The 26,077-nt window shown below is 38.8% G+C and carries 29 protein-coding genes; 18 read left to right on the top strand and 11 right to left on the bottom strand.

Going from position 1 to position 26,077, the window contains the following annotated elements; all coding sequences use genetic code 11:
• Nucleotides 1-64: 64 nt before the first annotated feature.
• The gene (locus J9537_RS13730; RefSeq protein WP_010745192.1) at nucleotides 65-997 is read right to left on the bottom strand and encodes a PLP-dependent cysteine synthase family protein; all 933 of its coding nucleotides are present in this window, start codon (nucleotides 995-997) and stop codon (nucleotides 65-67) included.
• A 618-nt stretch (nucleotides 998-1,615) separates the two neighbouring features.
• On the opposite strand from J9537_RS13730, the gene J9537_RS13735 reads away from it, so the two are divergent.
• Entirely contained in the window at nucleotides 1,616-2,308 is a 693-nt protein-coding gene (locus J9537_RS13735; RefSeq protein ID WP_010745191.1) for a helix-turn-helix transcriptional regulator, read from the top strand.
• Here J9537_RS13735 and J9537_RS13740 read toward each other — a convergent pair.
• The 3 genes from J9537_RS13740 to J9537_RS13750 form a co-directional block, all read right to left on the bottom strand.
• Entirely contained in the window at nucleotides 2,295-3,488 is a 1,194-nt protein-coding gene (locus J9537_RS13740) for a hypothetical protein (protein WP_010745190.1), read from the bottom strand. The genes J9537_RS13735 and J9537_RS13740 overlap by 14 nt on opposite strands.
• Nucleotides 3,482-4,426, bottom strand: coding sequence for a protein kinase domain-containing protein (locus J9537_RS13745; protein ID WP_010745189.1), 945 nt, complete (start codon nucleotides 4,424-4,426; stop codon nucleotides 3,482-3,484). Before J9537_RS13745 ends, J9537_RS13740 begins: the two co-directional genes overlap by 7 nt.
• A 221-nt stretch (nucleotides 4,427-4,647) precedes the next feature.
• Complete coding sequence (locus tag J9537_RS13750; protein ID WP_010745188.1) at nucleotides 4,648-5,598, bottom strand: bZIP transcription factor; 951 nt, start codon at nucleotides 5,596-5,598, stop codon at nucleotides 4,648-4,650.
• Nucleotides 5,599-6,014: 416 nt separating this feature from the next.
• Here J9537_RS13750 and J9537_RS13755 point away from each other — a divergent pair, with 416 nt between their 5' ends.
• Complete coding sequence (locus J9537_RS13755) at nucleotides 6,015-7,478, top strand: serine hydrolase domain-containing protein (RefSeq protein WP_010745187.1); 1,464 nt, start codon at nucleotides 6,015-6,017, stop codon at nucleotides 7,476-7,478.
• Between the two features lie 337 nt (nucleotides 7,479-7,815).
• Here J9537_RS13755 and J9537_RS13760 read toward each other — a convergent pair whose 3' ends face one another.
• Entirely contained in the window at nucleotides 7,816-8,415 is a 600-nt protein-coding gene (locus J9537_RS13760) for a DUF6287 domain-containing protein (protein ID WP_010745186.1), read from the bottom strand.
• A 419-nt stretch (nucleotides 8,416-8,834) separates the two neighbouring features.
• Between J9537_RS13760 and J9537_RS13765 the strand changes: the two genes are divergently transcribed.
• The 12 genes from J9537_RS13765 (at nucleotide 8,835) to J9537_RS13820 (ending at nucleotide 15,608) form a co-directional block, all read left to right on the top strand.
• Entirely contained in the window at nucleotides 8,835-9,551 is a 717-nt protein-coding gene (locus J9537_RS13765; RefSeq protein WP_010745185.1) for a hypothetical protein, read from the top strand.
• Between the two features lie 294 nt (nucleotides 9,552-9,845).
• Nucleotides 9,846-10,055: a hypothetical protein gene (locus tag J9537_RS13770; protein ID WP_010745184.1), complete on the top strand. Its 210-nt coding sequence runs from the start codon at nucleotides 9,846-9,848 to the stop codon at nucleotides 10,053-10,055.
• Nucleotides 10,056-10,068: 13 nt separating this feature from the next.
• Nucleotides 10,069-10,281 carry a DUF2922 domain-containing protein gene (locus J9537_RS13775; protein WP_010745183.1) on the top strand — a complete coding sequence of 71 codons (213 nt, stop codon included), beginning with the start codon at nucleotides 10,069-10,071 and terminating at the stop codon, nucleotides 10,279-10,281.
• 67 nt (nucleotides 10,282-10,348) lie between these two features.
• Nucleotides 10,349-10,732 (top strand): hypothetical protein, encoded by a 384-nt coding sequence (locus J9537_RS13780; protein WP_010745182.1) that lies wholly within the window; start codon nucleotides 10,349-10,351, stop codon nucleotides 10,730-10,732.
• Nucleotides 10,733-10,777: 45 nt separating this feature from the next.
• Nucleotides 10,778-11,401, top strand: coding sequence for a DUF2922 family protein (locus tag J9537_RS13785; protein ID WP_010745181.1), 624 nt, complete (start codon nucleotides 10,778-10,780; stop codon nucleotides 11,399-11,401).
• 81 nt (nucleotides 11,402-11,482) lie between these two features.
• The gene (locus tag J9537_RS13790; RefSeq protein WP_111945260.1) at nucleotides 11,483-11,575 is read left to right on the top strand and encodes a type I toxin-antitoxin system Fst family toxin; all 93 of its coding nucleotides are present in this window, start codon (nucleotides 11,483-11,485) and stop codon (nucleotides 11,573-11,575) included.
• 213 nt (nucleotides 11,576-11,788) lie between these two features.
• Entirely contained in the window at nucleotides 11,789-12,331 is a 543-nt protein-coding gene (locus J9537_RS13795; RefSeq protein ID WP_010745180.1) for a GNAT family N-acetyltransferase, read from the top strand.
• A 115-nt stretch (nucleotides 12,332-12,446) separates the two neighbouring features.
• Nucleotides 12,447-12,779: a hypothetical protein gene (locus J9537_RS13800; RefSeq protein WP_010745179.1), complete on the top strand. Its 333-nt coding sequence runs from the start codon at nucleotides 12,447-12,449 to the stop codon at nucleotides 12,777-12,779.
• A gap of 38 nt (nucleotides 12,780-12,817) precedes the next feature.
• Nucleotides 12,818-13,372, top strand: coding sequence for a hypothetical protein (locus J9537_RS13805; RefSeq protein WP_010745178.1), 555 nt, complete (start codon nucleotides 12,818-12,820; stop codon nucleotides 13,370-13,372).
• A 189-nt stretch (nucleotides 13,373-13,561) separates the two neighbouring features.
• Nucleotides 13,562-14,587 carry an LLM class flavin-dependent oxidoreductase gene (locus J9537_RS13810; RefSeq protein ID WP_010745176.1) on the top strand — a complete coding sequence of 342 codons (1,026 nt, stop codon included), beginning with the start codon at nucleotides 13,562-13,564 and terminating at the stop codon, nucleotides 14,585-14,587.
• Between the two features lie 172 nt (nucleotides 14,588-14,759).
• Nucleotides 14,760-15,404: a DUF2178 domain-containing protein gene (locus J9537_RS13815; RefSeq protein ID WP_010745175.1), complete on the top strand. Its 645-nt coding sequence runs from the start codon at nucleotides 14,760-14,762 to the stop codon at nucleotides 15,402-15,404.
• Nucleotides 15,405-15,608 carry a helix-turn-helix transcriptional regulator gene (locus J9537_RS13820; RefSeq protein WP_010745174.1) on the top strand — a complete coding sequence of 68 codons (204 nt, stop codon included), beginning with the start codon at nucleotides 15,405-15,407 and terminating at the stop codon, nucleotides 15,606-15,608. It abuts the gene before it with no gap.
• A 43-nt stretch (nucleotides 15,609-15,651) separates the two neighbouring features.
• Here the strand turns inward: J9537_RS13820 and J9537_RS13825 are convergent, their stop codons facing one another.
• A complete protein-coding gene (locus J9537_RS13825; protein ID WP_010745173.1) occupies nucleotides 15,652-18,342 on the bottom strand; it encodes a LysM peptidoglycan-binding domain-containing protein in 2,691 nt (896 codons plus the stop codon).
• A gap of 239 nt (nucleotides 18,343-18,581) precedes the next feature.
• On the opposite strand from J9537_RS13825, the gene J9537_RS13830 reads away from it, so the two are divergent.
• Nucleotides 18,582-19,424 (top strand): aldo/keto reductase, encoded by an 843-nt coding sequence (locus J9537_RS13830; protein ID WP_010745172.1) that lies wholly within the window; start codon nucleotides 18,582-18,584, stop codon nucleotides 19,422-19,424.
• Between the two features lie 163 nt (nucleotides 19,425-19,587).
• Here the strand turns inward: J9537_RS13830 and J9537_RS13835 are convergent, their stop codons facing one another.
• The 4 genes from J9537_RS13835 to J9537_RS13850 form a co-directional block, all read right to left on the bottom strand.
• Nucleotides 19,588-19,938, bottom strand: a complete 351-nt coding sequence (locus J9537_RS13835) for a type II toxin-antitoxin system PemK/MazF family toxin (protein WP_010745171.1) — start codon at nucleotides 19,936-19,938, stop codon at nucleotides 19,588-19,590.
• On the bottom strand, nucleotides 19,931-20,164 hold the full coding sequence (mazE, locus tag J9537_RS13840) for a type II toxin-antitoxin system PemI/MazE family antitoxin (RefSeq protein ID WP_010745170.1): 234 nt from the start codon (nucleotides 20,162-20,164) through the stop codon (nucleotides 19,931-19,933). The genes J9537_RS13835 and mazE overlap by 8 nt, the downstream gene beginning before the upstream one ends.
• A 172-nt stretch (nucleotides 20,165-20,336) precedes the next feature.
• Nucleotides 20,337-21,368, bottom strand: a complete 1,032-nt coding sequence (locus J9537_RS13845; RefSeq protein ID WP_010745169.1) for a zinc-binding alcohol dehydrogenase family protein — start codon at nucleotides 21,366-21,368, stop codon at nucleotides 20,337-20,339.
• A gap of 26 nt (nucleotides 21,369-21,394) precedes the next feature.
• Nucleotides 21,395-22,051 (bottom strand): NAD(P)H-dependent oxidoreductase, encoded by a 657-nt coding sequence (locus J9537_RS13850; RefSeq protein WP_010745168.1) that lies wholly within the window; start codon nucleotides 22,049-22,051, stop codon nucleotides 21,395-21,397.
• A gap of 223 nt (nucleotides 22,052-22,274) precedes the next feature.
• Between J9537_RS13850 and J9537_RS13855 the strand changes: the two genes are divergently transcribed.
• Both J9537_RS13855 and J9537_RS13860 read left to right on the top strand, forming a co-directional pair.
• Entirely contained in the window at nucleotides 22,275-22,643 is a 369-nt protein-coding gene (locus J9537_RS13855) for a winged helix-turn-helix transcriptional regulator (RefSeq protein ID WP_010745167.1), read from the top strand.
• Between the two features lie 325 nt (nucleotides 22,644-22,968).
• A complete protein-coding gene (locus J9537_RS13860) occupies nucleotides 22,969-24,357 on the top strand; it encodes a glycoside hydrolase family 16 protein (protein WP_010745166.1) in 1,389 nt (462 codons plus the stop codon).
• 34 nt (nucleotides 24,358-24,391) lie between these two features.
• Here the strand turns inward: J9537_RS13860 and J9537_RS13865 are convergent, their stop codons facing one another.
• Nucleotides 24,392-25,114, bottom strand: a complete 723-nt coding sequence (locus tag J9537_RS13865; RefSeq protein ID WP_010745165.1) for a MurR/RpiR family transcriptional regulator — start codon at nucleotides 25,112-25,114, stop codon at nucleotides 24,392-24,394.
• Nucleotides 25,115-25,269: 155 nt separating this feature from the next.
• On the opposite strand from J9537_RS13865, the gene J9537_RS13870 reads away from it, so the two are divergent.
• Nucleotides 25,270-26,070, top strand: coding sequence for a carbohydrate deacetylase (locus tag J9537_RS13870; RefSeq protein ID WP_010745164.1), 801 nt, complete (start codon nucleotides 25,270-25,272; stop codon nucleotides 26,068-26,070).
• The last annotated feature ends 7 nt before the right edge of the window (nucleotides 26,071-26,077 follow it).

Genomic DNA, 26,077 nt, shown 5'->3' on the forward strand with positions numbered 1-26,077 from the left:
ATGCTGCGCATCTATTTTTTGCCAACTCATAATAGCCATAAGTTGGCAAATTGAAACAATGATCTTAGTAATCCGTCCGAGAATAGATTTCCTTTGACAGATAACGATCCCCCGCATCAGGGAAAATCGTCACAACCTGACTCCCCGCAGGCAGCTTGGCAATCTCCGCTAACGCCGCTACCATCGCCGCACCAGATGAGCTGCCGATCAAGGCTCCATGCTCCTTCGCTAATTTACGCGTCATCGCAAAACCTTCCGCATCACTGATCGTCGAAAAATCGCTGACGGGTATCCCTTCAAGAAATGCAGGGATAAATTCCACACCGATCCCTTCAATCTCATGACCGTGACTCGCTCCGCCATTAAGTATCGAGCCTTCAGGTTCTACACCAATTAAGCGTACCTCTGGATTCCGTCCCAGTAAATAACGCGCCACCCCACTAAACGTACCACCACTGCCGATTCCCGCTACGAAACTCGTGATTTCATCACCAAGGTCTTCCACCAGTTCAGGTCCTAGCGTGTGGTAATACGCCTCTGGATTCGCAGGATTTTCAAATTGCAGCGGCAAATAACTGTCAGCCATCTCTTCATGAAGCTGCTTCGCCTTTGCGATCGCTCCACTGATTCCTTCAGAAGTTGGCGTGTGTACAAGCTTCGCCCCCAAAGCCCGCATCAACGCTTGCTTCTCCAAGCTGAACTTCTCAGGAACAACAAATATTGTCGGCAATCCAGCTGCCAATGCCGCAAGCGCCACGCCAATCCCCGTATTGCCAGCTGTCGGTTCAATAATTGTTGTGCCTGTGCTGATCTTGCCTTGCGCTATCCCCTCCTTGACCAAATACATACCTAACCGATCCTTGATACTGCCTCCCGGATTCAAGTATTCTAGCTTCGCATAAAGCGCTGAACCTTCAGGAATTTCTGCAAAATGCTGATGGGTGAACCGCAGCATCGGGGTATCCCCGATCGCCGCCTGAATAGAATCTATGATCATTGTTATGCTCCTATCTCGTATTAAGGTATTTATTTTGGAACTCGAAAAAATCCAATGCAGAATTTTGGGTAACAAAAAAAGGCACTGACTATTAATCAGCACCTTGAGATTCCGCTAGATTGACACCAAAAATCCCTCTTCAAAAGGAATATCAGTATCTATACAAATCGAAAATTGGGCAGTTAATAGGCATGACAAAACGGTATGCTGCTTTTTAGCACCATACAACAACAGCAAGCTTCAGTTGCGAATTGTTTGCTGAATGTCATGACTCTACCTCCAAAAAAATTTATAACTCATATAATGTTTTAAAAAAATTACCATAGATAGTAGTTGATGTCAAAGGAAAGGGTCATTCGGTTTTAAGCAGGGAAAACTATCAGTACTGATTTCAATAACTGAAATGTATTTAATTGGATTCACAGCTTAAATAGATAATCACCTTTCTGTTTTATAAAAATTTGATCCTAAACATACTAACTCAAGCAATAGTACACCTATCGTTAATATTGACAATTTTTCTTTTACTTAAGTCATTATTTTTTTTGAATGTTCTAGTTTGTGTTACCTTTTATATGATAAAATTTCTTTGACACTAAAAAGATTGGAGGATACTTGATGTTTTCATCTGAGCTTGAATTGCAAAAATGTTTTCATAAACAATTACTTGAACAAGCAACAAACAATGAAAAAATTGTTGATGAATTTAATGCCCGTTTTGGAAATGTTGATATTGTTAAAGTTACAAATAACAGCAGATTACTCCTTTCTAAAGAACAAGCAAATTTATTATCTGAATTTAGATACGCTCGAATTGTTTCACTTTTACATAAAAAAGCAGTTAGAACGTTAGAGTTTATTAAAAACGCCAGCGGCTATGATATTAACAGTGTTAAGTACACCCTAAAAAGACTGATAAATGCTGAAATTATTGTTGAAGTTTCTTCAGGAAGATATCTAATTAATGATAATTTTTCATTTCCGTTTATTGAATTCACCTCCTACGAAGCGAAACTTTCTGATTGGAAAAAAGCGATCACTCAAGCAAATAACAACAAAAGGTTCTCTGCTTATTCGTATGTTGTTTTTCCTGATGAAATGGCCCAGAAACTATTTTTGAAAAAGAATGATTATTTTAAATATAATAATATCGGTTTAATAGGTGTTTCTGAGAAAAATTTCAAAATATATTTGGATATAAAAAAGAAAGTTTCTCCTTTGAAAAGAAATGCCACACTCATCTCCAGCATTGCAAAATTTGTACTACTTGAAACTGACGACAAAGAAAAGAAGCTAACTATAGAAAGTTAGCTTCTTTTACATTTCTAATGGCTTTTGAATATTGTTTTATATGATCCCCGTTAATTGGATACGTATTGTGAGGCAGATTATTAAATTTCTCTATATTAATCTTGGCTGTTTCTAGTAATTCCAGAATCTTGTCAGTTTTTTCAACTACATCGGGATACGAATCAATCAATTTTATATATTTATGCATCTCTTCAAAATGTTGTAAATAGCAATCATTACTATTAATTTCATCTATCTCTAGCCCAGACATTAATTCGTTATCAATGAAACAATCATTCAAAATGAGTGAATGACTAGGAGAACCAACATTATAAATAGCTTCTTGTAACGGAACTTCAGAAAAAACTTTTATCGATGTATATCTCTTTTTTTGAATTCCAAATGACTTCTCTGGCGGTAATCCTTTCTGGATTCTATTAAACTTCCTCAAAGAATAAAACCAACCTGTCCCCACAAAATCAGCTCCTACCGAAGAGTATAACAATCCCTCAACGCTAGTAAATCCAACAATCACCGTTAACCCCATTAACTTAAGATCATGAATAAATTGAAGAATATTTGTTAAGCTTTTGACATCAAACCTATGCCTTAATGGACTCATCTCATTTCGATCTACAGTGAAGTACACTCCCTTTACTGATCCTGATAAATCTCCTAAATCATCAAGAAAATCACCAATGTAATCATAGTTAGAAAATGCTTTTTCTGAAATAACCATCGTTGCAAATAATGGTTTCGTTAATCCTTCACTCTCAATAAAAGAAACACTTTTCTGCCATATCTCAATTATTCTCTCAATAATACGATGTCCAAAATCCTCTACATAAAAAGTAGGTGTACAGATATAATCCAGAGCCACTAAGTGTTGAAAATCAAAATTATTGAATACTAAGTCATCAAGATTTTTTTGTTGCTTCAAAAAAGTTCGATCTAAAGGAGCTGTAGGAAACTGAACATAATCCTTTAATTTCTTTTTATCAGATTTATCAAATTGCTGATAATATTGTTTAAATTCCATCATATGGAGCAACCAATCATATTTTTCGTTTTCTTGAATATATTGATTGATTTTTTTAGGTCTTAGGTCTCTGGGATCCCAAATGACTCCTTCACAGAATCCGCTAGCTAAAATTTTTTCTAATTTGGGGCCCGCTGCTGGCCCCTGTTGTATCATTAACATCTGTCAATCCCTCCTTTATATTTTAGTAATTTGTTTTGCAACTCTTCTATTGAATTAGCTCTCCGATATATTCGTTCAGAAGAAAGTCTATTAATAATAGTGCGAAAGAAATCGACAGACTCCTTAGAATCATCTTTTTCCTTCCATTTTTTGAAAACAAGATTCATATCCTTTAGATTAGGACCATTTTGATTCCTAAACTCAGGTAAAAACATTTCTATTGCCAATAAGCCCAATGGATATAAGTCAGTTTTAAAAGTCCAATTATAATTTGATTGAATACCTTGCTGCTCTGGAGCCCAATACCTAGGCGTCCCGACAACAAATCCTGTTCTAGTAATTGCTTCATCGTTAGCAGATTTTGCTAGACCTGGATCAATAAACTTTACTTCATCACCATGAACAATTACATTATTTGGCTTAATATCTCTATGGACGTATGTAGTTGACCACATTTCATCAATTAGTCCCAACGCTTTATATAAAAAAACAGCAATTTCTTCAATACTATTTTCTTCTCTATAATACTTTGAAGTATTTAATGTTTCTCCTTCTACTAATTCTTCAAAGTAATACTTATAAAAATGATCCTCCATTGAATAATCTTCAATTTTTTCTGTAATTATCATCTTAGGAAAAATAGAGCACTCTTTAGAAGCATTTACTTCACGTTCAATATACAATGTATAAAGTTGATTCTCTTCATTTTTTTGTAATTCAAATTCATCTGGATCTATATGGTGATCGAATTCTGCTTGATTAATCGAATCATACGGAGTAACATTATAAATCTTCAATATAAAAGATGACTCGTCCGTGTAAATTTTGAAAACTGCTTTTTGTCCACTTTTAGGAAATGAAGATATCGACGCATTCCTAATTTCATGCCTATCCAAAATTTTTTCGATATCTGACCTAGTAACATCCCGTTTTTCCATCCTTATCCTCCCATTCTATAAACAACAAACATAATGACCGCATCTACAACTGCTCACTCTACTAATAAAATACGCATTTCCGTTATAATTACTAAGATAACTTTCTCTATTTTGAATGCAGCACCAAACGAGATATATCCCTAATGCTTTTTTATTGCCCAACAAAATGAAATCATTCAAACAGGCTTACCCCGTTAAGAAAAATCCTAACGGGGTATATATCACTTAGTAAAAACCATATTATAAACACCAAATGCTGAACCACTGTCAGAAAGTTCCAATTTTAGTGTTTTTACGTCTGTAATATCATATTCATAATGTGTCGACGTTACGTCTGCTTTGACGGTCTCTTGATACTTGTTCTCTCCGTTAAGACTTACTTTTAACTTCCCATCTTCTAGCGACCCTTTTGACTCGTCAACTTTTCCTATATCGAATGCTACTTTAGTAAACTTTTGATTCGTATTCAATAATGCTACGCTATCGTAGAACAAAGAACTCTCAAAAACAAATCCATCCTTAATAAGCTCTCCACCCACATGGTATTCTTCTTCTGGTTCTTTTAAAGATTCATAATGTTCTCCACCATATAACATACTGTATTGATCAGACAATAATTGCTTCGTCACTTTCTGATCAGATTCAGAGCCGATATACACAGTTTTTGAGTCCTCATCAAAATTCGCATCCTCGCCAACTAGATTTTTAACGATATCTTCGTTGTAGTAGGTGGAACCATTTACACTTGCTACTGTGTTATTTCCATCCTTAATGGGCAATCCATCTGATACCAAAGCAACCTTACTTAATTCAGCAAAGTTTTTCTTGCTCAAATCCTTATTTTTTTCCGACAGCTTACTTTGCTCCTGCGTTTGATCGGCAATAGTTTTTTTCAGTTCATCATTTTCTTTTTTTAATTCATTTACTTCTTCAATTTTATCCTCATATCCCGGAAAATATACCGCCGTTCTATCGTCAGGCAGTATGTACGGTAATGCAGCTGGAAGAATAGCAACATATGCCACAAGAAGCGGTAAAAATTCTTTTATAACATTTGATGCAGTTTTTTCTTTTTTGTTCGCATCTTTTATATTGAATTTCCAAAATAGTACAACTGATACAACAATAATTACTAATGTAAGACCTAAAATAAAAACTAATCCCTTATTCAAAACAAACTCCCCTTATCACATTTTATAACACGTGTTTCTTATTTTATAATTTAACATTAATTAGCATATTCCTCAATAACAGTTTCAACAAAAGGAAAATACAATCATATTTTTCAGATTAAACTATTGATAAAAGAACACTATATAAAATGAAACAATTAATTCTTACTGATCGCTAACGGTTGAAAAATACCTATTATTGGTTTCGTCGCGACCCTTAACGGTGTTGGTTGATAAAAATGCTTCAATTTTAAATCATCCTTCAAAAGTTAGACCAATTTCTAATCATACTCCTCAAGAAAACATCGCCACAATGAAAGAAAACGTAAAAAAATAATTTTTCATCTTACAACTTACGTCTGATGTACTCAGAATTTCTTAATCGTACAATGAAAGAAAGACTAAAAGGAGGTTCTATGAAAAAATTAAAAAGTGTAATGGGTTTATTCACACTATTGTTGGTCGTTTTTTCTGCGACGATTTCTTCCATTTCGGCATCCGCGGCAACGGAGCAAGAGGAAATTTCCAGCATGATACAAGAGCATGTCGACAAGGCTAAAATACCAAGTGTATCTACGGGGATGATACGTGGTGATAACGTATCCTTTCTTTCAAAAGGAAGCCAGACTGCGGATCAAAATACGCTATACACTATTGGTTCCACTTCAAAAGCCTTCACAGCCTTAAGTATTTTATGGTTAGAAGATGAAGGCCTGCTTTCACTTGATGACTCAGTCGCGAAGCATCTGCCTTGGTTCAAAGTGAAGTATGATGGGAAGAACGTCCCTGATGAAGATCTTTCAATTGCGAACCTAGTCTATCAAACCAGCGGATTCACAAATGATGAAAGCAAATTCCCCACAGCCAAAGCTGAAATGACGCTTGAGGAATACGGGCATACCTTCGCGGGAGCGGAATTAGTATCTTATCCTTCCGATCAATACGCTTATGCCAATGCGAACTATGTGCTTTTAGGGTTGCTCATTGAAACGATTACTGGGAAAAGCTATGCGGAATTTACAAAGGAAGTCATTTTCGAACCATTAGGATTGCAAAGTACTTCTGCTGATCCTGAAAAGATAACGAAAAAAGATGCGATCATACAAGGAAGTCGTCTATCCTTTTTTATGACGCACCCTTACGAAGTAGCGATCAAGCCTGCATTGATTCCGACTGGCTACATTATTTCTAGTACAAAGGATATTAGTCGATGGCTGCAAATCCAATTAGGCACGATAGAAGTAGAACCACAGATGAAACGCCTCATCACTAAATCACACCAGCCCGATAAAGCCCATCGAGTGGATGAAGAGACACGTTATGCCGCAGGTTGGTTCGTAGTAGATGATGGGACGATTCAACATTCGGGCGGAACACCAAATTATTCTACAAACTTTATCATCAAACCGGATGCAAATATTGGCGTCTGTGTTTTGACGAATACCAACGCGACGGTAAATACAAATATGATGGCTGAGAATATCATTAACATCATGGATGGAGACCCTATCTCGCCTTATAAGCCAGATATCTGGGTAACGATGGACAAGATTTTTTCCATCATGACCTTCGTCTGTGTTCCATTATTAATCGGCACACTAGTTATGATTTTCCGCATCAAAAAACAATCCTGCACGGGCATTCGAATCAAAAAAGTTCAAAAGAAACGAATCACCAAATTTATCGTTTTGCCAGTAGTTCTGCTGATATTAGCGATCGCTATGCTGATCGTCTTTCCAATAACATTTAGCAGCGGTTGGCTCGCATTAAGCACGTGGGCTCCTTACAGTATGTATACTGGTATTGGTGCCTTCACAGTATTATCTGGATTACTCATTGCCGCAGCATATATGGTAAGTATTTATCCAAAAAATCAATGAACGAAGCGAGTAGGAGATGAATGAGTTTTTCATCTCCTACTCACATCTAAATATTGTCTTATTTGGACATAATTAGAGATAATTTTATAGTTGGACAATGTCACCCGAGAAAACGGATAGATGAAACAATCTCATCTATTGAAATGAAAAACAATAAACATGCAAAAAAGAACAAGTACTATTAAAAAAAAGTATTACAAAACGTTAAACTACATTTTGACAGCCTATAACCGCAAACTTCAGTTGTATTTTTTTACTGAAAGTTATAACTATACCTCCAAAAATGTTTTAGAACTTGGATCGTTCAAAAGAGTTCCTCTAAAAATAAGTAACATACCTATTTTTCTCTGTAATATGCCGTATCAGGAATACCGCCATTTTCTTTGGGAGCAAACAATGATGTTCCGCCGTTGTTTCCCATAATAAATCGATCGTAATTTAAGTCCGTCCCATCTGTACTAAGCCCTTCAGATGGGCTAGTCCCTTTTAACGCAAGCATTATTTCCATTCCATTTGGAGCGGGTGCCGGTTCAAAAGCTAAAAAGATTACATTGCTTTGTTTTCGTGGATTACTCAACGAGAATTCGGTTCGTCCCCCAATCCCTTCACCAGACAAAGTAACCACACCATTATTAAAAGTTACTTGATACCCATTGGAATTTTTCCAAGTTCCGTTTAATGAAGTATAATCACTATTCAATATATCAGCTTCTACTAGTCCAGCTTCATTGTCTTGTGCCTTTGAGGTATCGGCAGTAGAAATCGGTTCGCTTACTGATGTTGAATTAGTCACGGTGCTGCTTGCAGAAGTCTCCATCACTGTACTAGAACTTACTTGTTTACTTGAAGTATCTGCGGTTTTTGTCGAATCACTTGTGCATCCTGTCAAAACTATTCCCATAAATGATGCAATCAACAAAAATTTTAAATATTTCATTTCTTTCCTCCTCATTATTTATAAACGTTTATTTACTATCTATTATTTTACCATAATCTTTATTGCTAATTTGTTTAACCATCTTTTCGGAAAACTCCCCTGCTGACAGCCTACCCTCAAAAAAATAGTGCGTTATTTTAAATTTTATTTACTCCTATTACCTCTAATAAATTTATCAAAATTACTCACCTTAATTCACGAAAAAAATTCTTTTTTATCTTCTTTTTTGAATAAAATTCATGATTTCAGAAGAAAATCATCTATTACCAAATATTTAACTTCTTTTTTCTTTTACTGTTATTGATTGTTTTTTTATTTGCTTGTTGTTTTTACTTACTTTTTAAAAGTTATAATTCACTTTGTTTTCTACCTGAGTTATATTTTTAGTATAGAAATATTATTTATTAAGGAGGATTTTTATGGACAATTTTGAGTATTTAGATGACAAACTGTGGTCACCCTTGTGGGAACATTATTTAGCGAAAGCAAGCCTTTTTGATTCATCCGCCATTCATGAGATTATTTGCATTCTCTCCCTGCCGGAAAGATCCGGCGTCTTAGTCTTTACTGAAGATGAAGTTTTTTTCAGTGACAGCAGTGCGTTAAAAACGTTGCATCGCTTTTCCACGTTCCATTCCTTTTCGGACTACCATGTCTTAGCGCATTCTTTAAAAAAACTCGGTCATTTTGGAACCTATAAAATGCCTTGGGTTTGCCCCTTCTTTACGCTTTTTCCTTTAGAAAGTAAAGACCATACAATCTGGATCAATCCGCTTACCATTTCAAAAGTTTTTAAACATCATGGACAACACTATGTACAAATGATCAATGATCTGATCCTGATTCTTCCTGTTCATCGACGACGCTTCGTTACCCATGCAGAGACCGCTTGTCTAGTCCTAGCAACCATTCGTCGCGGTGTTTTTCATTACGTGATTCATGGGGAATGTCCTCTAGATTACTTATTTTTCCCCAACACTCCTTTTGCGCGTACATTAAGCAAAAAAGAGCGTCTAAAAAAATTCCGCACAGCAATTGGCGAGATCAATCGCCTCTACCAAATCACTTATTCTCTTTATCATTGCAGTCCATTGATGGATGATACGCAAGAATTTGGCGATATCCAGTGGCTTTAATCTTAGTTATTGATATACAAAGAGCTGATCCTTCATTAACGAAGTGGTCAGCTCTCTTTGCGTTCTTATCAGTTTTATAAGCCTTTTATTATAATCAAAAATACCTTCTCTATCAAATTGCAAATTAACACTTCTCCCCCCGAATTAACCGTTTTTGAACGGTGGAATGCGGGTTCCAGCTTACAAAACGGTCAATTTGGGGTACATTTGGTCAATTTGCGATTCGCCTTTCTTTTTGAAATCCTTTATCTTTTAGTCACCGGCCGGAACAAATGAAAACATGGAGGAATCAAAATGATCCAAAAACTAGCAACGAAATTACAGGTTCACCTATCTTTACCAGGTGTGGAAAAATTGAAAAAAGTTACTTTCTCAAATGTTGTGGATAACCCTGACGAAGCAGAAATCATTAAACTAGGCGAGATCATGGCAGAACTAGACCAAGACGGCACGTTACTAGATGGCGTCATCATCACCAGCCAATCGCGTGTGACTAAAAATTAGGAGGAAACGATAAATGAAAAAACTTGTATCGGTTTATAAGACGAGCGGTGGTCGCTCTCAGACATGGAGCTACCAAAATCCAGGTGAAGGAAAAGCCCCTGAAGATATCCAAGCCATTTTAGAAAAAATGACGCTGCTAAACTTATTCGAAAAGGACGGCGAAAAGCTCTATAACCAAGTCGTCGGCGCTAAATATATCGAAACGGTAGAAACAGTTATTTTCTAAGCAGACACCTTGAGGAAGTGCGGCGCAGCCGCCGCCTTCCTCTACTAAAAAGAAAGGATGAGATCCGATGAATGAGCAGCCCTTGAATTACCGACAATTGTTCCAACTAAAACCAAAAACTTTGGAAAAACGAATCTCTGAGTATTACTACAGAACACAAAATAGTTCCTTAACGATCAAATACATTCTCACATTGCGTGTGCGTTACCAGCTTGGTGCAAAGGAGTTTGCCAACATTCTGAAGGATCTCGTTCGTGAGATTTTTATGCATACGAAGGCGACTCGCACTATGAAGCGATTTTTCTACTATTTTAAGGATTACTTCATGGCTCCTGAATGGCGAGCACTAAAAATGAAAACCTTCCCTGTCCGTAACTTTGGCGAAACCGCCTTGTCTATCGTCCGTTCCTTACTCTCAAAAGTCCGTCCCGCTGAAACGAATGAACCTTGAGAAAAAGTCCCTTGCGTAAAATATTAAGAGAAAGGAAACGAGCACATGACACATGATTTAGTCGCGACATTTACGAACAGTCTAGGAAGCGAACACGATTGGACTTATAAAGATGTGGATAACAGTCTGCCTGCACAAACGATCAAAGAAGCTTGCGAATTACTGACGACCTTAGATATTTTTGAACAAAATGGCGTAAAACTATTTGATTCTGTTGTAACAGCAAAGATCGTGACCACTACAGAAACGATCATTTTTGATAAAGAGAACGAACTGTCCACAGAAGAATGCACACAGACATCCACAGCTTCGCATGAAAAAACTAGCTTTCCCACAACTTATCCTACTAAAAGTGTGGATAATGTGGATAAATCTGAGGAAAACTATTCACAGACGCCTGTTTCTGTGGATAAATCAACTGTTCAACTGACACATCCGATGACAGCGAGAAACAACCCTCTTTCATTAATAAAAAATGTTTCGCAAATCGGAAAACAACCAATTACATCATTTAACGATCCGTCTGTGGATGCACCTGTTGAACAGTCACTAGAGCCTAATGATCAGCCAAAAGTACGAACTAAACTGATCGATCGGTTCCTCAGAAAAAGAAAGCGAAAGAAAAAAGATCTAATCGGAAGACCACCTGACGATATCTCCCGCAGCTAACTTCTGTCTTTCTCAAGTAGCTTACGCATAGGTACACCCCACTCATGTCGTCGACCTCCACTAGGAAGGGGGTGAGGCCTCTTGAGTGAGCTGATAAGATATGTCCTTGCGCCACTCTTTGTTGGATTGATCATTGCCCTTGTCAATCATTGGCTGAGCGGGCGTGATCCGTGACGACTGAATGGAAAATATACACCTGTGGAGAAGACTCCGCAGGTGTTGATTAGGATTCACAGATTCATACATCATCGCTTGTTCTTCTCCGTCGCTTCTTTTAAAATGGAAGTATAAAACAAAGGAGGTTCTTGTTTGACTAACTTGTGTTTATTATCGGTGATTTGCTCTTAACTCAATGAAAACTATCATTCAAATAAGGAGAGCAAAACAATGAACATTACGATTCGAGAAACAACGAAGAAAGACAACGAAACGATCTATCAAGTAGAACAGCGAGCTTTTGGTGAAGTAGACGAGGCAGAGTTAACCAAGAAGCTGATGGCAGATCCGACTGCCGAACCGCTCCTGTCTCTTTTGGCCTTTGTTGAAGAGGAAGCGGTTGGTCATATTCTTTTCACGAAAGCAACGGTTACTACGGAAGATTCGCTTTCAGCCATGATTCTTGCCCCCTTAGCTGTTGTACCGGATTACCAGAAGCAAGGGATCGGCGGACAGCTAATCAAAGAAGGGCTGCGTCTTTTGAAAGAAAAGCACGTTGACCTAGTCTTTGTCTTAGGTCATATCGACTATTATCCGCGACATGGATTCAAGCCGGCTTTGCCGCTTCATTTTCAGCCGCCCTATCCTGTTGAAAAAGGGAAAGAAGAGGCTTGGATGGTTCAGTCGTTGCTTGCTGACTTCCCATTCGAGGATTACTCTGGTACGGTTCAATGCTCCGATGAATTTATGCGGCCAGAATATTGGCGAGAATAGGTTCAAACCCCTTATATCCACGCGATATAAGGGGTTTTCTTTGCAGATTTACGCAAATTTAAGTATAACTATAGGAAATAAGCTCTCGTAATCTGCGAGAAAGGGAGTCAAAAAAATGTATTCATTAGTACCCGAAAATATGTATGAAATCGAACAAAAACTGAACTATCTGAAAGAAAAGGGCAACAACATCACTGAAGAAGACGTGATTCGACAAGCTGTCTTGGATAATAGCCAGCAAATTCTCGATGGCGACCTGGAAGGCCCTTACTGGAAAGTAAAATGGCAGCCAGCAGACAAGACCCTCGCTTTTTTTGACATTATGAACAAGGAAGTCGGCACTGTCGAAAGCCTCTCTGGTTCATTTGTGGAAGATTTCCGCAATAGCGCGCCGAATGTGATTCGCCAGCTTGCGGAAGAAATTCAGAAGATCGTGAACAATAATTAGATCGTTGCGTATTCGATAATTTTAACGAGGTGAACAAAATGAACATGCAAGTAAGCTTCTTTGTCAAAGATCAACCCGAAGGCTGCTACTTTGAAAAAGTACAAGCGAGCTTTTTTGAAGAAGAGGAACAAATCGAAGCCTACTATCCAAAGGAAATCTTTGATGCGGTGCTGGACGATGCCTTGCTGCGCATCTTACGCAAGGTGTTTAATAGCTTAGAAAAAATCGGCGAGGTCGAAGAATATCTGCAATTTCTAGATTTTCACCTTGTGAATGTGTATAACTCCTCTTTTGTCAGCAAGCATTTCCTTCTATATAAGAATACAGATGTGGACAACTTGCTGGAGCATGTATTAATGGAAGTCGCGGAACCGCTAGCGGAAGGTTACTTTGAAACATTAATCGATTATTTAGAAACAAACATCGAGGATGAAGTGTTTGTCGATTTTCGTTTGAACGGCGAGGAACTATTACTAGAGGTCCAAAGTCAAGGCAAGAAAATCAGTCAGATCGAGCCTTTGAAGCAATTGATCGTTGATTATGACGAATCCTTCGAACGGGTAGCGACAGAATTTTTAGAGAATTTTATTTAAAAATAAGAGAATTATTCTACCCGTGTTTTTTTATTTCTTCTTATTATCTCTTTCGACCAATGCTTTCTATACCTTTCATGCCTCCTTCCACCGAGAACAATTCCTCGCTTTTTCACAATGAACGTAGTAGAATCTATTTAACTTATTAAAAGTAAGTAAACTTACATAGCTTGAAGGAGGTTCTCTACTATGAAAAAAATCGGATTTTTAAGTTTTGGTCATTGGATGGATCAAGGGTCCCTAGTTAAAACGGCTCAAGATTCTTATTTACAATCGATTGATTTAGCAGTCGAAGCGGAAAAAATTGGAATTGATGGTGCCTATTATCGGGTGCATCATTTTGCCGATCAAATTGGCTCACCATTTCCATTACTTTCAGCGATTGGCGCAAAGACAAGTAAGATCGAAATCGGTACTGGCTTGATCGATATGCGTTACGAAAATCCTTATATGATGGCGGAAAATGCCGGATTAACAGATATTATTACCCAAGGAAGAGTGGAATTAGGCGTGGGCCGTGGCTCACCTGAACAAGTGCTGGATGGCTGGAAATATTTCGGCTACGACTATAGCGAAGAAGAAATCAAAGACATCACTCGTGAACGGACGTTGGAATTTTTGAAGCTGCTTGAAGGCGAACGTTTCGCTGAACAGAATCCACAACCAATGTTTCCACAAGCACCAGGAAAATTGCGCTTGGAACCTTACTCAGAAGGCTTACGTCAACGTATCTGGTGGGGTGCTGGTTCAACCCAAACCGCGATCTGGGCAGCACAACACGGAATGAACCTGCAATCTTCTACCTTGGTAAACTATGAAACGAATGAGCCTTTCCATATTCAACAGGCGAAACAATTGCGTGCATACAAGGAAGCGTGGAAAGAAGCGGGTCATGACTTTGAACCGCGTACATTGGTAACACGTTCGATTCAACCGATCACGACTGATCTTGACCGCCAATTATTCGGGCATCAAGGCGACGATGCAAACTACGATCAAGTTGGTTTCCTTGCTTACCATCAAAACCCAACGATCTTCGGGAAGACCTTTGCCGGCGAACCTGATAAGATTGCTAAAGAATTGGCAGAGGATGAAGCAATCAAAGAAGCGGATACGGTACTTGTTACGATCCCTAATACATTAGGCGTCGACTACAATATTCATTTATTAGATACTATCGTAAAAGATGTTGCTCCTGAATTAGGTTGGAGATAATCAACATACATAGAGGATAGAAACAGCGCTGGCTGCTTCTATCCTCTATTTTCGTTTGCACTGGTTTCGATAAAAAAGTGATTTATTTATCACTTTTCTATTGATTTTCTTTTTCTATGTGATATATTTATCTCACAAAGTGATAAATATGTATCATAGGAGGAGCTTTTAGATGACAAAGAAAAAGATTAAAAATTTAATACTGTTGGGAATTGGATGTATGGTTGTTTTAGCATTGGCTGTGTTTCATTCAGTCGTATATAATGAAAGTCGTTTAGTAGAACCGACGGACGTATCTGAATATGTCTTTCGTATGAAGGATTTACCTATGTGGATTGCTTTGTTCCTAGTCATTTTTTATGTGTTGTATTTAGTAGCTGTCCTTTTCAAAGTCGTATGGCGCAATAAGACCGTGGAAAAGAATCGAACAAGAAATATTCACCCGATGCTGGGACTTTGCGGCTTTGCTGGTTTTCTAGGGTTTCTTGGTTTTTGGACGTATTGGCGGTTTGGCATCATTTATCCTTGCTTCGCGTTTGTTTTCTTTGGCTTTTTTGGCTTCTATTTCGAGGGCAAATTATCGGACACCTTGAAGGATGAGCTTTACGAGGAAAATGAAAAGCGGGCGGAACTGAAGGCTTACAAAATCGGCTTCATTTTGTTGTTCTTGACTATCTGGCTGATCGGCGGCGGAATGTTAGCCTGGAATCTTGAATGGTGTGCGATTTTTATGTTAAGCTCAATGTCGTTAATCTATGGTATTGTTTTATTTCTTAGTAAATATTTCTTATACCGATTTGAAACTGAGGCTGGTTAAATGAATGTAAAATTCGAATCACACTTAAAAAAATATCGGACGTTAAAAGGGTTGACGCAGGAGCAGCTGGCGGACTTGGTGGGTGTTCGCAGGGAGACAATTATGCGGCTGGAAAAAGCACAATACAATCCTTCCCTAAAGCTTGCGTTAGATATTGCGAAGGTCGTCGATACCCCCGTTACAGACCTATTTATTTTCGAATAAAAAAGTGAAGTGCCCTAACGAATTTATGGGCACTTCACTTTTTCTATTTTACAATCGAAACGAATCCTGTGCTGACAGTCGTCGAAATTCTATAGTAGCCTGGATCCTCCTCATCCTCAACAATAAACACAGCGAGTACCATGTCTGAATGACCTGATTGGATGATATTCATGTAGTGTCCACCGTTGACATAGTCCCCGGCCCTTCCGGCTTCTCGCTCACTTTCAATGTATTGATTGAACATTCGTTGAGCAATCAATTGCGCCATGAGTACCGAATCATCATTCACCTCAGATTTTCTGACGGAGGTCTGGGAAATGTTTTCGCTCCAGAAGCCCATTTTTTCTGATCCGACTTCGCGATCGACTACATAGGTTTCTTCGCTCGCCAGATTGGTCGGACGCGCATGATTAAATTTATACATGACTTCTACCGCGCGCTCCGCGATTTCACGGTACGCGGCCTCATCTTTTGTATTGTTGATTTTGGTCTCGCCATACTTTTCTTGCTCTTCCTGAACCAGCTTCTCAAAATGCTTCGCTACTTCTTTAGAGAAGGCAACATTGACTAATTGATCTGCCTGTTCAAGCGTGACTCTGGTATCATCTGTCTCTACTTGTTCTCTAATTGCTTTGATCACGGGATCATTTGCTGGTTTGATGGCTTCGATGATCGGGTCCTTGGTTGAGACTTTCTTATAAGTTACGGTCGTTGTATAAGTGGTGATCGTATCTCCATTCGCTAACTCTTCTACGCTTTTCACTGGTTCAGATTCGCTTACTTTTTCGTAACCTGTCAGATCGGTTAATTCTATCCCCGCTTCATCCACATTTTTTATTACAAATTTATTCTCGTTCTGAATTTTGTGGTACGTTACGGTCGTCGTATAGGTCGTAATCGTATCCCCATTGACAAGTATTTCAATTGTTTTTACTGGTTCAGATTCGTGGATTTTGAAGTAGCCCTCTAAGCTGGTCAGAACATTCCCCGCTTCATCGATATTGATGGTTACTTCTTCATCGGTATTGACTATTTTGTGATAGGTCACTGTGGTTGTGTAGGTCGTGATTGTATCGCCATTGGCAAGAGTCTCCACTGTTTTTACGGGTTCAGATTCAAAAACTTTCACATAGCCTTCCGTATCTGTAAGTACGTTTCCTGCTTCATCGATCATGACTGTTACAAATTTGTCCTCGTTAGTTGGAATATGAGGTAAATTGTTTTCAACTTCGTCTGCCGTGTCGTTTGCTTTGTCTGCATTCTGATTGGCCTCTGACGCAGAATTATTTGCTTCTTTTCCATCTGCTTCGACTTTGTTTGCCACTGTAGTGATACCTTCGATAAGCTGATCCAATTCTACAATGCGTTCGTTGAGCGTCTGTATCTTACTGGCCAGCTCAATAATTTTTTTATCTAGGGTGGAAATACGCTTCGAATATTGTGCCAATTCTGCTTGGATTTTCTTTGCCTCGTCACTGGTTGCCGCCGTTGATAGACTAGGCAAATTGGCTAATTCTTGTTGGGCTGCCACTAATGTCGTTTGCGCTTGTCCAATAGCCGCTTCGATCGCTGCCTTTTCAGCAATTGCTGCATTTAGAGCGGTTGCGGCTGCATCATAGGCTGCCTGTGCTTCAGCCACTGCCTGCTGCGCCGCCGCTAACTGCGAACCATAGGTGTCTAACTCTCCTTGTGCCGTTGAAAGCTGCTGCTGCAATTGCGCGAGTTGCGCCTGAATATTCGCATCTTCTCCAGCTTGGCTCTGTAAAACAGAGATTTGTCCGCTAACCTCTATCACTCGTTGCTGTGCGTTCCCATAATTTGTCGTTGCTTGACTGATGGTTCCTTGAGCGGTTGTTAAAGCGACCTGAGCGGCTTGTTGAGCGGTCGTTGCCGCAAGGACCTTTTGTTCTACACCCGTGAGTTGAGCTGTAAGTCCATCATATTTCGCCTGTGCTTCGGTCACTTTGGCCGTTGCCGCGGCTTGTTTTGTCTGCAATTCTGCATAGGATAGACTATTTTCTTTGTTTAACGCCTCTGTTAATTTCTGTTCTGCTGCTTGTTTTAATCGCTCCGCTTCCTGCCGTTCTTTTTCAGCTTGTTCCTTCGCTGCTTCTGCCGCTTGCTTTTCTTTTTCGGCTTGTTTTTTATCGATCGGTGCTTCTGTTTGCTTTGCTTGCTCGTTAACCCCCGTCGTTTGTACAGCTCTTTTAGCTGTGGTCGTTTTATTTTCGGTCCCACTTACTTGAGCGGCTTGCTTATCTGTATCTGATGGTTGATTTGCAAAAGGCTTAGACGGATCGAGCTTATCTTCTTCACCGAGTTCCTTTTCTGAGATAACGCTTCCATTTTGATCTGTCACCGTAATCTTAGAGCCATCAAAGGTGATCGTCGTTCCAACAGGGACCGTATACTGACTACCTTCTTCAAAGCCGTTCAACGCCATCAACGTTTGCCATTTTACATTCACTGCGAGACCGATATTATAAAAGGTATCTCCTTCCTCAAAGGTATACGAATTCTGTCCTGCTTTTAATTTGGTCCTAATGGTTTCAATCGAGTTGGCTTGCCAGACAGTTCCTCGTGCATTATCCGGACAAAAAAACAATGTGCAGCCTAGCAATAAAACAAGTAACGGCAGGCCTTTGGCAAATGTCTGTTTCCACACCCTGTACATCTTCGCGCGATACTTTTCCTCTACATGGTCACGTATACGATTTTTACTAGTTTTTTTCATCGCACTACCCCACTCTTTTTTGAGAATCTGAACACATTTATTATAACTTTCGTCACTTTTTCAATTCTACCTATAGTAAAAAATAAATATTTCTAAAAAAAATTAAAAAATTCACTTTTTGAATTAATGCAAAAAAGCTTGTATCAGACATAATTACTTCTAGACAATAAAGCATAATAGTTACAGTATTGTTCTGACAGCGTTATACTTAGATATAGACTATTTAGGAGGTTTTCTTAATGGAACAATTGAAACTAAACAACGGTCAGCTGATTCCTCAGCTAGGTCTAGGTGTTTTCAAGGTTCAAAATGCCGATGACTTGAAGCGTTCAGTAGTTGTGGCCTTGAAGGACGGCTACCGTCACTTTGACACGGCAACTATTTACCACAACGAAGCATGGCTTGGTGAAGCATTGGCTGAAAGTGATGTAAAACGTGAAGACCTATTTATTACGTCAAAAGTATGGAACAGCAATACGACCTATGATGAAACGATCGCCGCCTTCCACGAGTCCTTGAAAAAGCTTCAAACAGAGTATTTGGATCTATATTTGATTCACTGGCCAAGTGAAGGCTATACTGAAAAATGGCGGGCAATGGAAAGCTTGTACAACGACGGCTTAATCAAATCCATCGGGGTATCAAACTTTGAAAAACCTCATATGGAAAAATTATTGGCAAGTGCTAAAGTTAAGCCAACCGTTGACCAAATTGAAACACATCCTTATTTCCAGCAAAAAGAAATGAATGATTACTTGAAGAGCTTGGATATCGCACATGAAGCTTGGGGCCCTCTTGGACAAGGCAAGAGCAATGTTCTGGACGATCCTGCATTAGTGAAAATCGCTGAAGCCCACAACAAGTCAGTCGCGCAAGTGATCCTACGCTGGCACTTGCAACGAGAAATCATCGTGATTCCAAAATCAGTCCATGCAGAACGGATCGCACAAAATATCGATGTCTTTGATTTCACCTTAACAGATGAAGAAATGACTCTCATCGCTTCTTTGGATAAAAACCAACGAGGTTCAGGCGACCCCAATGATGAAGAGTTTTTAAAGGGGACATTAAGTAGAAAATAAACTTTTGATCCTTCAAACGCAGCCTACCTTTAGGCTGCGTTTTTTGATATAAATACGCAAAAAAAAAGAGCATTCAAGGCTCTTTTAAAGTGGGAATATGTTCAGTGATTTTTTAACTCTAAGTGAGTGGCTGACAACTTTTTTAATGATTCGTAACTAAGCATTAGACTGGAAAATTAAAATTCATCTGCACGTGTTGGGCAATATTGATAAATTCTCTTGTGGATACTTCACCTAGTATCTCAATATTCCTGCCTCCACGTTCAGTAAAAACAAGCGTATACACTTGTTTTGCATTGACCATACTCCCTTTTTTCAAAGCATCATTGTCGATTTCAACAAAGTAAGGGCGTTTTTTATCCGTGCTAGTAATCGGACATACGATAATTAAGTTTGACGATAGACTGTATTCATCTCTGCTGATTACTACAGCCGGTCTTCGCTTCTTTATCTCGCTGCCCTTCGATGGATCAAAATCAATATAAATGATCGTTCCTTGCTTGATACTATTCATCGAGTTGCCTGCTTTCCACTTTAAAGTTACTAGCTAATTCATCTTCGGGATCAATAAATTCATTGGCTTTCGCTTGTGCAAAATAATCCTCCACTTTAGGGATCAATAAAATAGTACCGTCAGCTTCTTGAAAAATATAGTAGGTCTTCCCTGCTGGTACCTCAAATTTACTTGCTAAGGTTACCATCACAGCATTTCCTTGTTTGCGTGTTTTTACTGTATCCATAGTAATCACCTGCCTGCTTTTCTCTCGTTTATTATACCATGTAATCACAGTAATTACGATAATTATAGGGGTAACAACTATGCGACTTACCAGCTAAAAAATAAAGAATAATCTCACGTAATATGAAAATGGAGTTGCGACAAGACTTCTGCCACAACTCCACTCTTCCTTTTTAAAAGCCTCCGCTGATAACCACTTTCCCTAGCATATGTCCTGATTCGACATCCTTCGTGGCACGTTTTAAGTTATCGGCATTGATTCCTGTGTCATAGATTTTGCTGACGGTGGGAATCAATATTCCGTCATCGGCTAATTTTGCGATCGTCTTCAAAGCTTGTCCTTGGGATTCAAGGTCATAGCCATAGTCCGTCTTGGCGAACATATACTCCCAATCAAACGAAACGGATTTGTTCTTCCATTCCGCAAGCTCTAAGGGTTCCTTAATCCCTACGATCGTTCCTACATGACCAAATGGATTGATCATTGTTTTGATCGTGTCGAGATATTTTGTAATATCGAATAAAACAGCAATGTAATCAAAGGTTTCTGTCCCGATTTCTCTAAGCTGTGCTTTAAGATCTTGATGATAGTCTAACGGATGATCGACACCGACCTTCGCCAACCAGTCAAAGTTTTTCGGATTGGAGGTGGCGAACACCTCTAAGCCAGCCCATTTCGCTAATTGATTGAGAACAGAGCCTACGCCGCCAGCACCGTTTATGACTAAGATGGACTTTCCTTTGGCGGAATCCTTTTCTGGTACAATATTGAATTTGTCGAATAGCAATTCATAGGCAGTCAACGACGTTAGTGGCAGTGCGGCCGCTTCTTCTGTAGAAAGCTTTTCAGGCGCAAGGGCAACAATTCGTTCGTCGACTATTTGATATTCTTGATTGCTTCCGCGGCGCGACGTAGTTCCTGCATAAAAGACTTGGTCTCCGACTTTGAAGTTTTCGACCTCATTTCCTACCGCTGCAACCTCGCCGACTGCATCAAAGCCTAAGACTCTAAGGGCATTGCTCTTACGGGCCGTTTGACGTAATTTCGTGTCTACTGGATTAACAGATACAGCTTCCACCTTAATCAGCAGATCTCTTCCAACTGCTTTGGGCATTTCTTCCAGCGTATCGATAAAACTATTGGGATCGTCGATTGGCAATCCTTCAAAAAAACCAATTGCATGGATCTTTTTTTCTTCAGACATACTCATTGACCTCCTAAGATTCGACACTATTGAATCACTTGATAGATATCTGATAAGCTTTGACGTTTTTTCTCTGGCTGCACTTGGTCTTTATAGCCAAAACCAACCATATAAGAAACACCAAATTCCGCTAGATCAACATAGCCCTTTTCAGACAAATAGTGTTCAACGGCATCTTTATTGAACCCTTCAATCGGACAGCTATCAATATCCAGATAGGCAGCAGTCGTCATCATATTCGCTAAAGCGATATACGTCTGCTTCGATGCCCAATCAAACAGCTCACGTTCCGTGCTTAAATTAAAATCTTTTTTCTGGAAGTTGTCAAAGAAAATTGTCTGAGGAGAAGATTCGGAATAAGGCACACCGAAAACGTCTTCCACCATGTGCTTTACATGGGCACTATCGCCTGTCAAATTCTTTCTAGCCAACACGATCAAGAAGTGACTCGCGCCATTCAAGCTATTGCGTGCTCCCCAAGCGATGTCCTGCAAATCCTCTTTAACCTGCTGATTTTCCACTAACAAAAACTTCCAAGGCTCGTACCCAAAAGAGCTTGGTGATAGGCGGCCTGCTTCAAGAATCGTTGCCCAATCCTCATCAGCGATTTTCTTCGTTGGATCGAAGGCTTTTGTTGCAAAGCGGCGTTTGTGCGCATTCAAAATTTCATTTCTTTTATCCATTGGTCATTCTCCCTTATCTGTTTTTTTAGGAAATCAAAATTAGTAATTGATTTGCAGATCTAGCATAAGCCTATCGTCTACATATGTAAATTAGGGAATTTTTTTATACCTCCTTCTCAATAACAAGGAAAGATGAAATGATAGACGCCAGTATCCGTCTGTGATAAAAAGAGACTAGTAAAATTGGACGTCAGTCTCTCTTATAAGTAGGAGGATATTAATTATGGAAAGAAAAATTTATAATTGTGAAACGGGCTGTCCCGTTGAATCCACGCTGCAATTAATCTCCGGTAGATGGAAAAGCGTCATATTGTATCATCTAATTTTTGAAGGCGAGCATCGCTATAGTGAGCTGCAACGGAAAATTCCGGGGATCACCCGAAGAATGCTTTCTCTGCAATTAAAGGATTTAGAAAATGACCAATTGATCAAGCGTCAGGTCCTTCAAGAAAAGCCGTTGATGGTCAGCTATCGAATCACAGATTATGGCTATTCACTGAAATCCGTTCTTAAGGTGCTGCATCAATGGGGGGCCGACTATAACCAACGGAACGAAGGAAAGCTGGAGGAAGAATGCTTGGCTTGTAAGTAAAAAGCGAATAGAGAAACAGCCCTGATAAAAAATCAAAGCAACTTCTTTCTTATTAACAATCCAATACACGATCAAATAGTGATTCATCCTCTGTATTGGATTGATGTACTCGTTAAAACCTGCATGATCAGGAACTAAAACCATTTTGGTGTTTAGGTGTACTTTGTCAAAATGAAACCTATTTTCGAATCCGACGTGATAGCTGTTATTTTGACTGAAAGTAGTTCCTTATTTTGAAAACAGAACCAAAACATTCGTTATTTAACCTCTAAATTATTAGAACATGGTACTTTGAAAACAGCTAATTATGAAAGGGGTTACTAAAATGAACAAGTTGTTTTATAGTTTAGTTGTTTCTACTGCTTTACTTGGAGTCGGGATGACAGCCGATGCCGCAGAAGTTATTCCTGAAAAAGAGGGGTATCGTTTAGATTTTTATGACGAATTCAATGGTCCTGAGCTAGACCAAAGTAAATGGACAGATCGTTACTTAGAACATTGGGCAGATAATCCAGCAGATGCGAAGGCAAATTATCGTTTCGAGAACGGTGCCTTGATTGAATCTATTGAAGAAGATCAAAAACCGTGGGCACCCACTCTTGATAAAGACAATTATGGGTACGGGACCAATGGTGTGAAATCAAGTGCTATTCAATCCTTCAATAAGAATTGGATTCATAATTTTGCGAACACGGACAAGCTGATGTCCCCTATTCCAAAAGAAGAAGAAATGCTCGGAGATGCTGAAACTGGCGGATACGCGACTACTTACGGCTATTTTGAAATTCGAGCAAAATTAAGTAAATCACTGGGAGGCGGTCACCAAGCATGGTGGCTTGTGGGTATGCAAAATGATACAAATGATTGGGCAAACTCAAAAGAAACTGGAGAAATAGACATCATTGAAACATTCTTCGACTATAGTGAGAATGTGGAAAGACCTGTAGGCACCAAGGGAGTAACGGAAGAAAATAGACTCAAAGGGTTATGGCAGGCTTGTACCTTTGGCTGGAACGACCCCTTCTTTTCTACTTCGTGGACAGATAGTACCACGTCTACTTTAGGAGGATCAGAAGCTGTTGTTCCTGGTGAAGTTGGTTTAGATAGTCTTACTAATGACTACCATACTTATGCGTTGGATTGGCAACCTGGTTCTTTAAAATTCTATTTTGATGGAAAATTATTCAGAACCATTAATCAAGCACCCGATTATCCCATGGGCATGATACTAAATATCTATACGGACTCAGGATCAGGAAAACACAATGACGTTTTTCCTAAAGAATGGGCGATTGATTATGTTCGAGTGTACAAAAAAAATGAGGGCTATGAGCTTCCTAAGCAATCTCTAAAAAACCATGAAACAGGAAAGTTTATTCACTTAGATACTACTTCTGAAAAAGTCAGCTTATCTGATTCCGCTGGAGAGAACGCTCAATGGCAACTTGTTCCCAAAGGAGAGTACTTCTTGATCAAAAACGTTGAAACCGGAGAGATTCTACATGTAGAAAATCAAAAAGGCTTTGTCGAACATAGTCATTTGCAAGAAACTGCTTATAGTGGCCAATGGAAGAAAGAAACCATAAATGGGTACTCCCGCTTTATCAATCGTTGGAAACCCGATCAAGTGATCCACATTGAAAATAATCTTGGTTACCTAGAATACGGACCAATACACCAAGGTGCTTGGAGCAGTCAATGGTCGTTAGAATAACTCCTATAAAAAAAGTAAGCTCTACAATGAGAGCTTACTTTTTTTGTGTACATCGATCAATCAAGTATTCAATTAAATTGAGGGAATTTCCGTAAAAATAATTCAAATTCTGATTTTCCTGATCGACTCCAGTTGCGCCTCGTTCGACAATGAAAGAAAGATCACTCTCTCTCACATAACTACTGCCTTCTGTTGCAGTCAATGCAATCACTGTACCCCCATACTCTTTGCATTCTTTCATTTTAATCAGGCCACGTTTATTTTCACCCGATTGCGAGAAGGTAATCAACGTATGCGGGGTTTCGTCAGATACTAATTTTATCTCTACACCTTCTAAATCTATCGCATAGATTTTTTTCAAAAGTAACTTTCTATACGTATACTCTACTAGAAATTGACAAAATCCTTCGCCAAATAAATAGATTTTCTTTGTAGAAAAAGCATTTGTAAAACATTCGTCTATTCTATCCCATTCCTGATTTGCGGAAACAAAAGGCAGCGAATCTAATTGATTCGATGAACTCACAGAAAATGTATTGGTTAAAAAGAAAATCAATTCTTTAAAATTATTAAATCCTGCTCGCTTAGCTAATCGACTGATGGAAGACTGCGAAGTATAATTTTTTTCGGCAACTGCTTTGATGCTTACAGTGAGTCCATTTTCAATTTCTTCAATGATACTTTCTATTATTTTTTCGTCATCTTGTCGAAGATGATTATTTGGAAAAAGACGATTGAAGTAATAAATCTTCACCATTCCTGGTCCTCCGTGAAAGTAATTTCATTTATAGAAAGCGAAACCAACCTTATTTACAAGCGTTGTATGCGCTCTCTATTTATACTATACTACGAGCATAAAGAAAGCAAATACAATTGTATGAAAGTAATTTCTTTAATAAGCGAGGTTTAAATATGAAAAAAGTTATTATCAATGCCGATGATTTTGGGTATTCAACAGCTGTGAACCTAGGGATCATCAACTCTTTTAAAAAAGGAGTTTTAACATCAGCAACATTGATGGCAAATATGCCCGGCTGTGATGAAGCGATTGAATTGGCCAAAGAAAATCCTTCATTCGGTGTTGGTGGACATTTAGTTTTGACATGCGGCGCGCCTTTGTACGAACGTTCTACTTTAGTGAAGGAAGATGGAAATTTCTTCGGATTGAAGGAATATAAAACAAATCGATCAAACATGGATGAACAAGAGATTTTTGAAGAATGGTCTAGTCAAATTGATTACCTATTAGAACAGGGTCTGGAACTAACACACCTTGACAGTCATCATCATGTTCATACATTTCCGGAAAATCAAGAAATTACTAAAAAAATTGCGGAAAAGTATCAACTGTGTTTTAGAAATGCTTATGGGTTAGAAGAACAAGTCGCTTTGCCTCATCAAAAATGTATTACTGGCTTTTTAGATCTTATGAACCATAAGCATATTCGTGATCTCACAACTCCATTAGAATCCAACCGTAAACAATGTTTTGAAGAGATTCAATCGGTCTTGAACCAAGTGGCGGACGAACAAATAACCGAATTGATGGTCCATCCAGCTTTCGTTGATGAGCACTTGTATTTCCACTCCTCTTTTAATATTCAACGAACAAGAGAAGTAGCACTATTATGTGATCCTCAAATGAAAGAGCTCTTCATTCAGAACAAAATAGAAACTTGTCATTACGGTGACATACGAATTCCTGTCAGTTAAAAAATGA

Origin of the sequence: Enterococcus raffinosus (genome assembly GCF_019175485.1) — a bacterium.
GTDB classification, from domain to species: domain Bacteria; phylum Bacillota; class Bacilli; order Lactobacillales; family Enterococcaceae; genus Enterococcus_A; species Enterococcus_A raffinosus.

Excerpts from the sequence above, each read along its gene's own strand:
- J9537_RS13810 (WP_010745176.1), top strand. The coding sequence starts at position 13,562 with ATGAAAAAAATCGGATTTTTAAGTTTTGGTCATTGGATGGATCAAGGG.
- J9537_RS13865 (WP_010745165.1), bottom strand. The coding sequence starts at position 25,114 with ATGGTGAAGATTTATTACTTCAATCGTCTTTTTCCAAATAATCATCTT.
- J9537_RS13820 (WP_010745174.1), top strand. The coding sequence starts at position 15,405 with ATGAATGTAAAATTCGAATCACACTTAAAAAAATATCGGACGTTAAAA.
- J9537_RS13760 (WP_010745186.1), bottom strand. The coding sequence starts at position 8,415 with ATGAAATATTTAAAATTTTTGTTGATTGCATCATTTATGGGAATAGTT.
- J9537_RS13785 (WP_010745181.1), top strand. The coding sequence starts at position 10,778 with ATGACACATGATTTAGTCGCGACATTTACGAACAGTCTAGGAAGCGAA.
- J9537_RS13770 (WP_010745184.1), top strand. The coding sequence starts at position 9,846 with ATGATCCAAAAACTAGCAACGAAATTACAGGTTCACCTATCTTTACCA.
- J9537_RS13745 (WP_010745189.1), bottom strand. The coding sequence starts at position 4,426 with ATGGAAAAACGGGATGTTACTAGGTCAGATATCGAAAAAATTTTGGAT.
- J9537_RS13735 (WP_010745191.1), top strand. The coding sequence starts at position 1,616 with ATGTTTTCATCTGAGCTTGAATTGCAAAAATGTTTTCATAAACAATTA.
- J9537_RS13860 (WP_010745166.1), top strand. The coding sequence starts at position 22,969 with ATGAACAAGTTGTTTTATAGTTTAGTTGTTTCTACTGCTTTACTTGGA.
- J9537_RS13870 (WP_010745164.1), top strand. The coding sequence starts at position 25,270 with ATGAAAAAAGTTATTATCAATGCCGATGATTTTGGGTATTCAACAGCT.
- mazE (WP_010745170.1), bottom strand. The coding sequence starts at position 20,164 with ATGGATACAGTAAAAACACGCAAACAAGGAAATGCTGTGATGGTAACC.
- J9537_RS13740 (WP_010745190.1), bottom strand. The coding sequence starts at position 3,488 with ATGTTAATGATACAACAGGGGCCAGCAGCGGGCCCCAAATTAGAAAAA.
- J9537_RS13825 (WP_010745173.1), bottom strand. The coding sequence starts at position 18,342 with ATGAAAAAAACTAGTAAAAATCGTATACGTGACCATGTAGAGGAAAAG.
- J9537_RS13765 (WP_010745185.1), top strand. The coding sequence starts at position 8,835 with ATGGACAATTTTGAGTATTTAGATGACAAACTGTGGTCACCCTTGTGG.
- J9537_RS13775 (WP_010745183.1), top strand. The coding sequence starts at position 10,069 with ATGAAAAAACTTGTATCGGTTTATAAGACGAGCGGTGGTCGCTCTCAG.
- J9537_RS13850 (WP_010745168.1), bottom strand. The coding sequence starts at position 22,051 with ATGGATAAAAGAAATGAAATTTTGAATGCGCACAAACGCCGCTTTGCA.
- J9537_RS13805 (WP_010745178.1), top strand. The coding sequence starts at position 12,818 with ATGAACATGCAAGTAAGCTTCTTTGTCAAAGATCAACCCGAAGGCTGC.
- J9537_RS13845 (WP_010745169.1), bottom strand. The coding sequence starts at position 21,368 with ATGTCTGAAGAAAAAAAGATCCATGCAATTGGTTTTTTTGAAGGATTG.
- J9537_RS13855 (WP_010745167.1), top strand. The coding sequence starts at position 22,275 with ATGGAAAGAAAAATTTATAATTGTGAAACGGGCTGTCCCGTTGAATCC.
- J9537_RS13755 (WP_010745187.1), top strand. The coding sequence starts at position 6,015 with ATGAAAAAATTAAAAAGTGTAATGGGTTTATTCACACTATTGTTGGTC.
- J9537_RS13730 (WP_010745192.1), bottom strand. The coding sequence starts at position 997 with ATGATCATAGATTCTATTCAGGCGGCGATCGGGGATACCCCGATGCTG.
- J9537_RS13835 (WP_010745171.1), bottom strand. The coding sequence starts at position 19,938 with ATGAATAGTATCAAGCAAGGAACGATCATTTATATTGATTTTGATCCA.
- J9537_RS13830 (WP_010745172.1), top strand. The coding sequence starts at position 18,582 with ATGGAACAATTGAAACTAAACAACGGTCAGCTGATTCCTCAGCTAGGT.
- J9537_RS13780 (WP_010745182.1), top strand. The coding sequence starts at position 10,349 with ATGAATGAGCAGCCCTTGAATTACCGACAATTGTTCCAACTAAAACCA.
- J9537_RS13795 (WP_010745180.1), top strand. The coding sequence starts at position 11,789 with ATGAACATTACGATTCGAGAAACAACGAAGAAAGACAACGAAACGATC.
- J9537_RS13815 (WP_010745175.1), top strand. The coding sequence starts at position 14,760 with ATGACAAAGAAAAAGATTAAAAATTTAATACTGTTGGGAATTGGATGT.
- J9537_RS13800 (WP_010745179.1), top strand. The coding sequence starts at position 12,447 with ATGTATTCATTAGTACCCGAAAATATGTATGAAATCGAACAAAAACTG.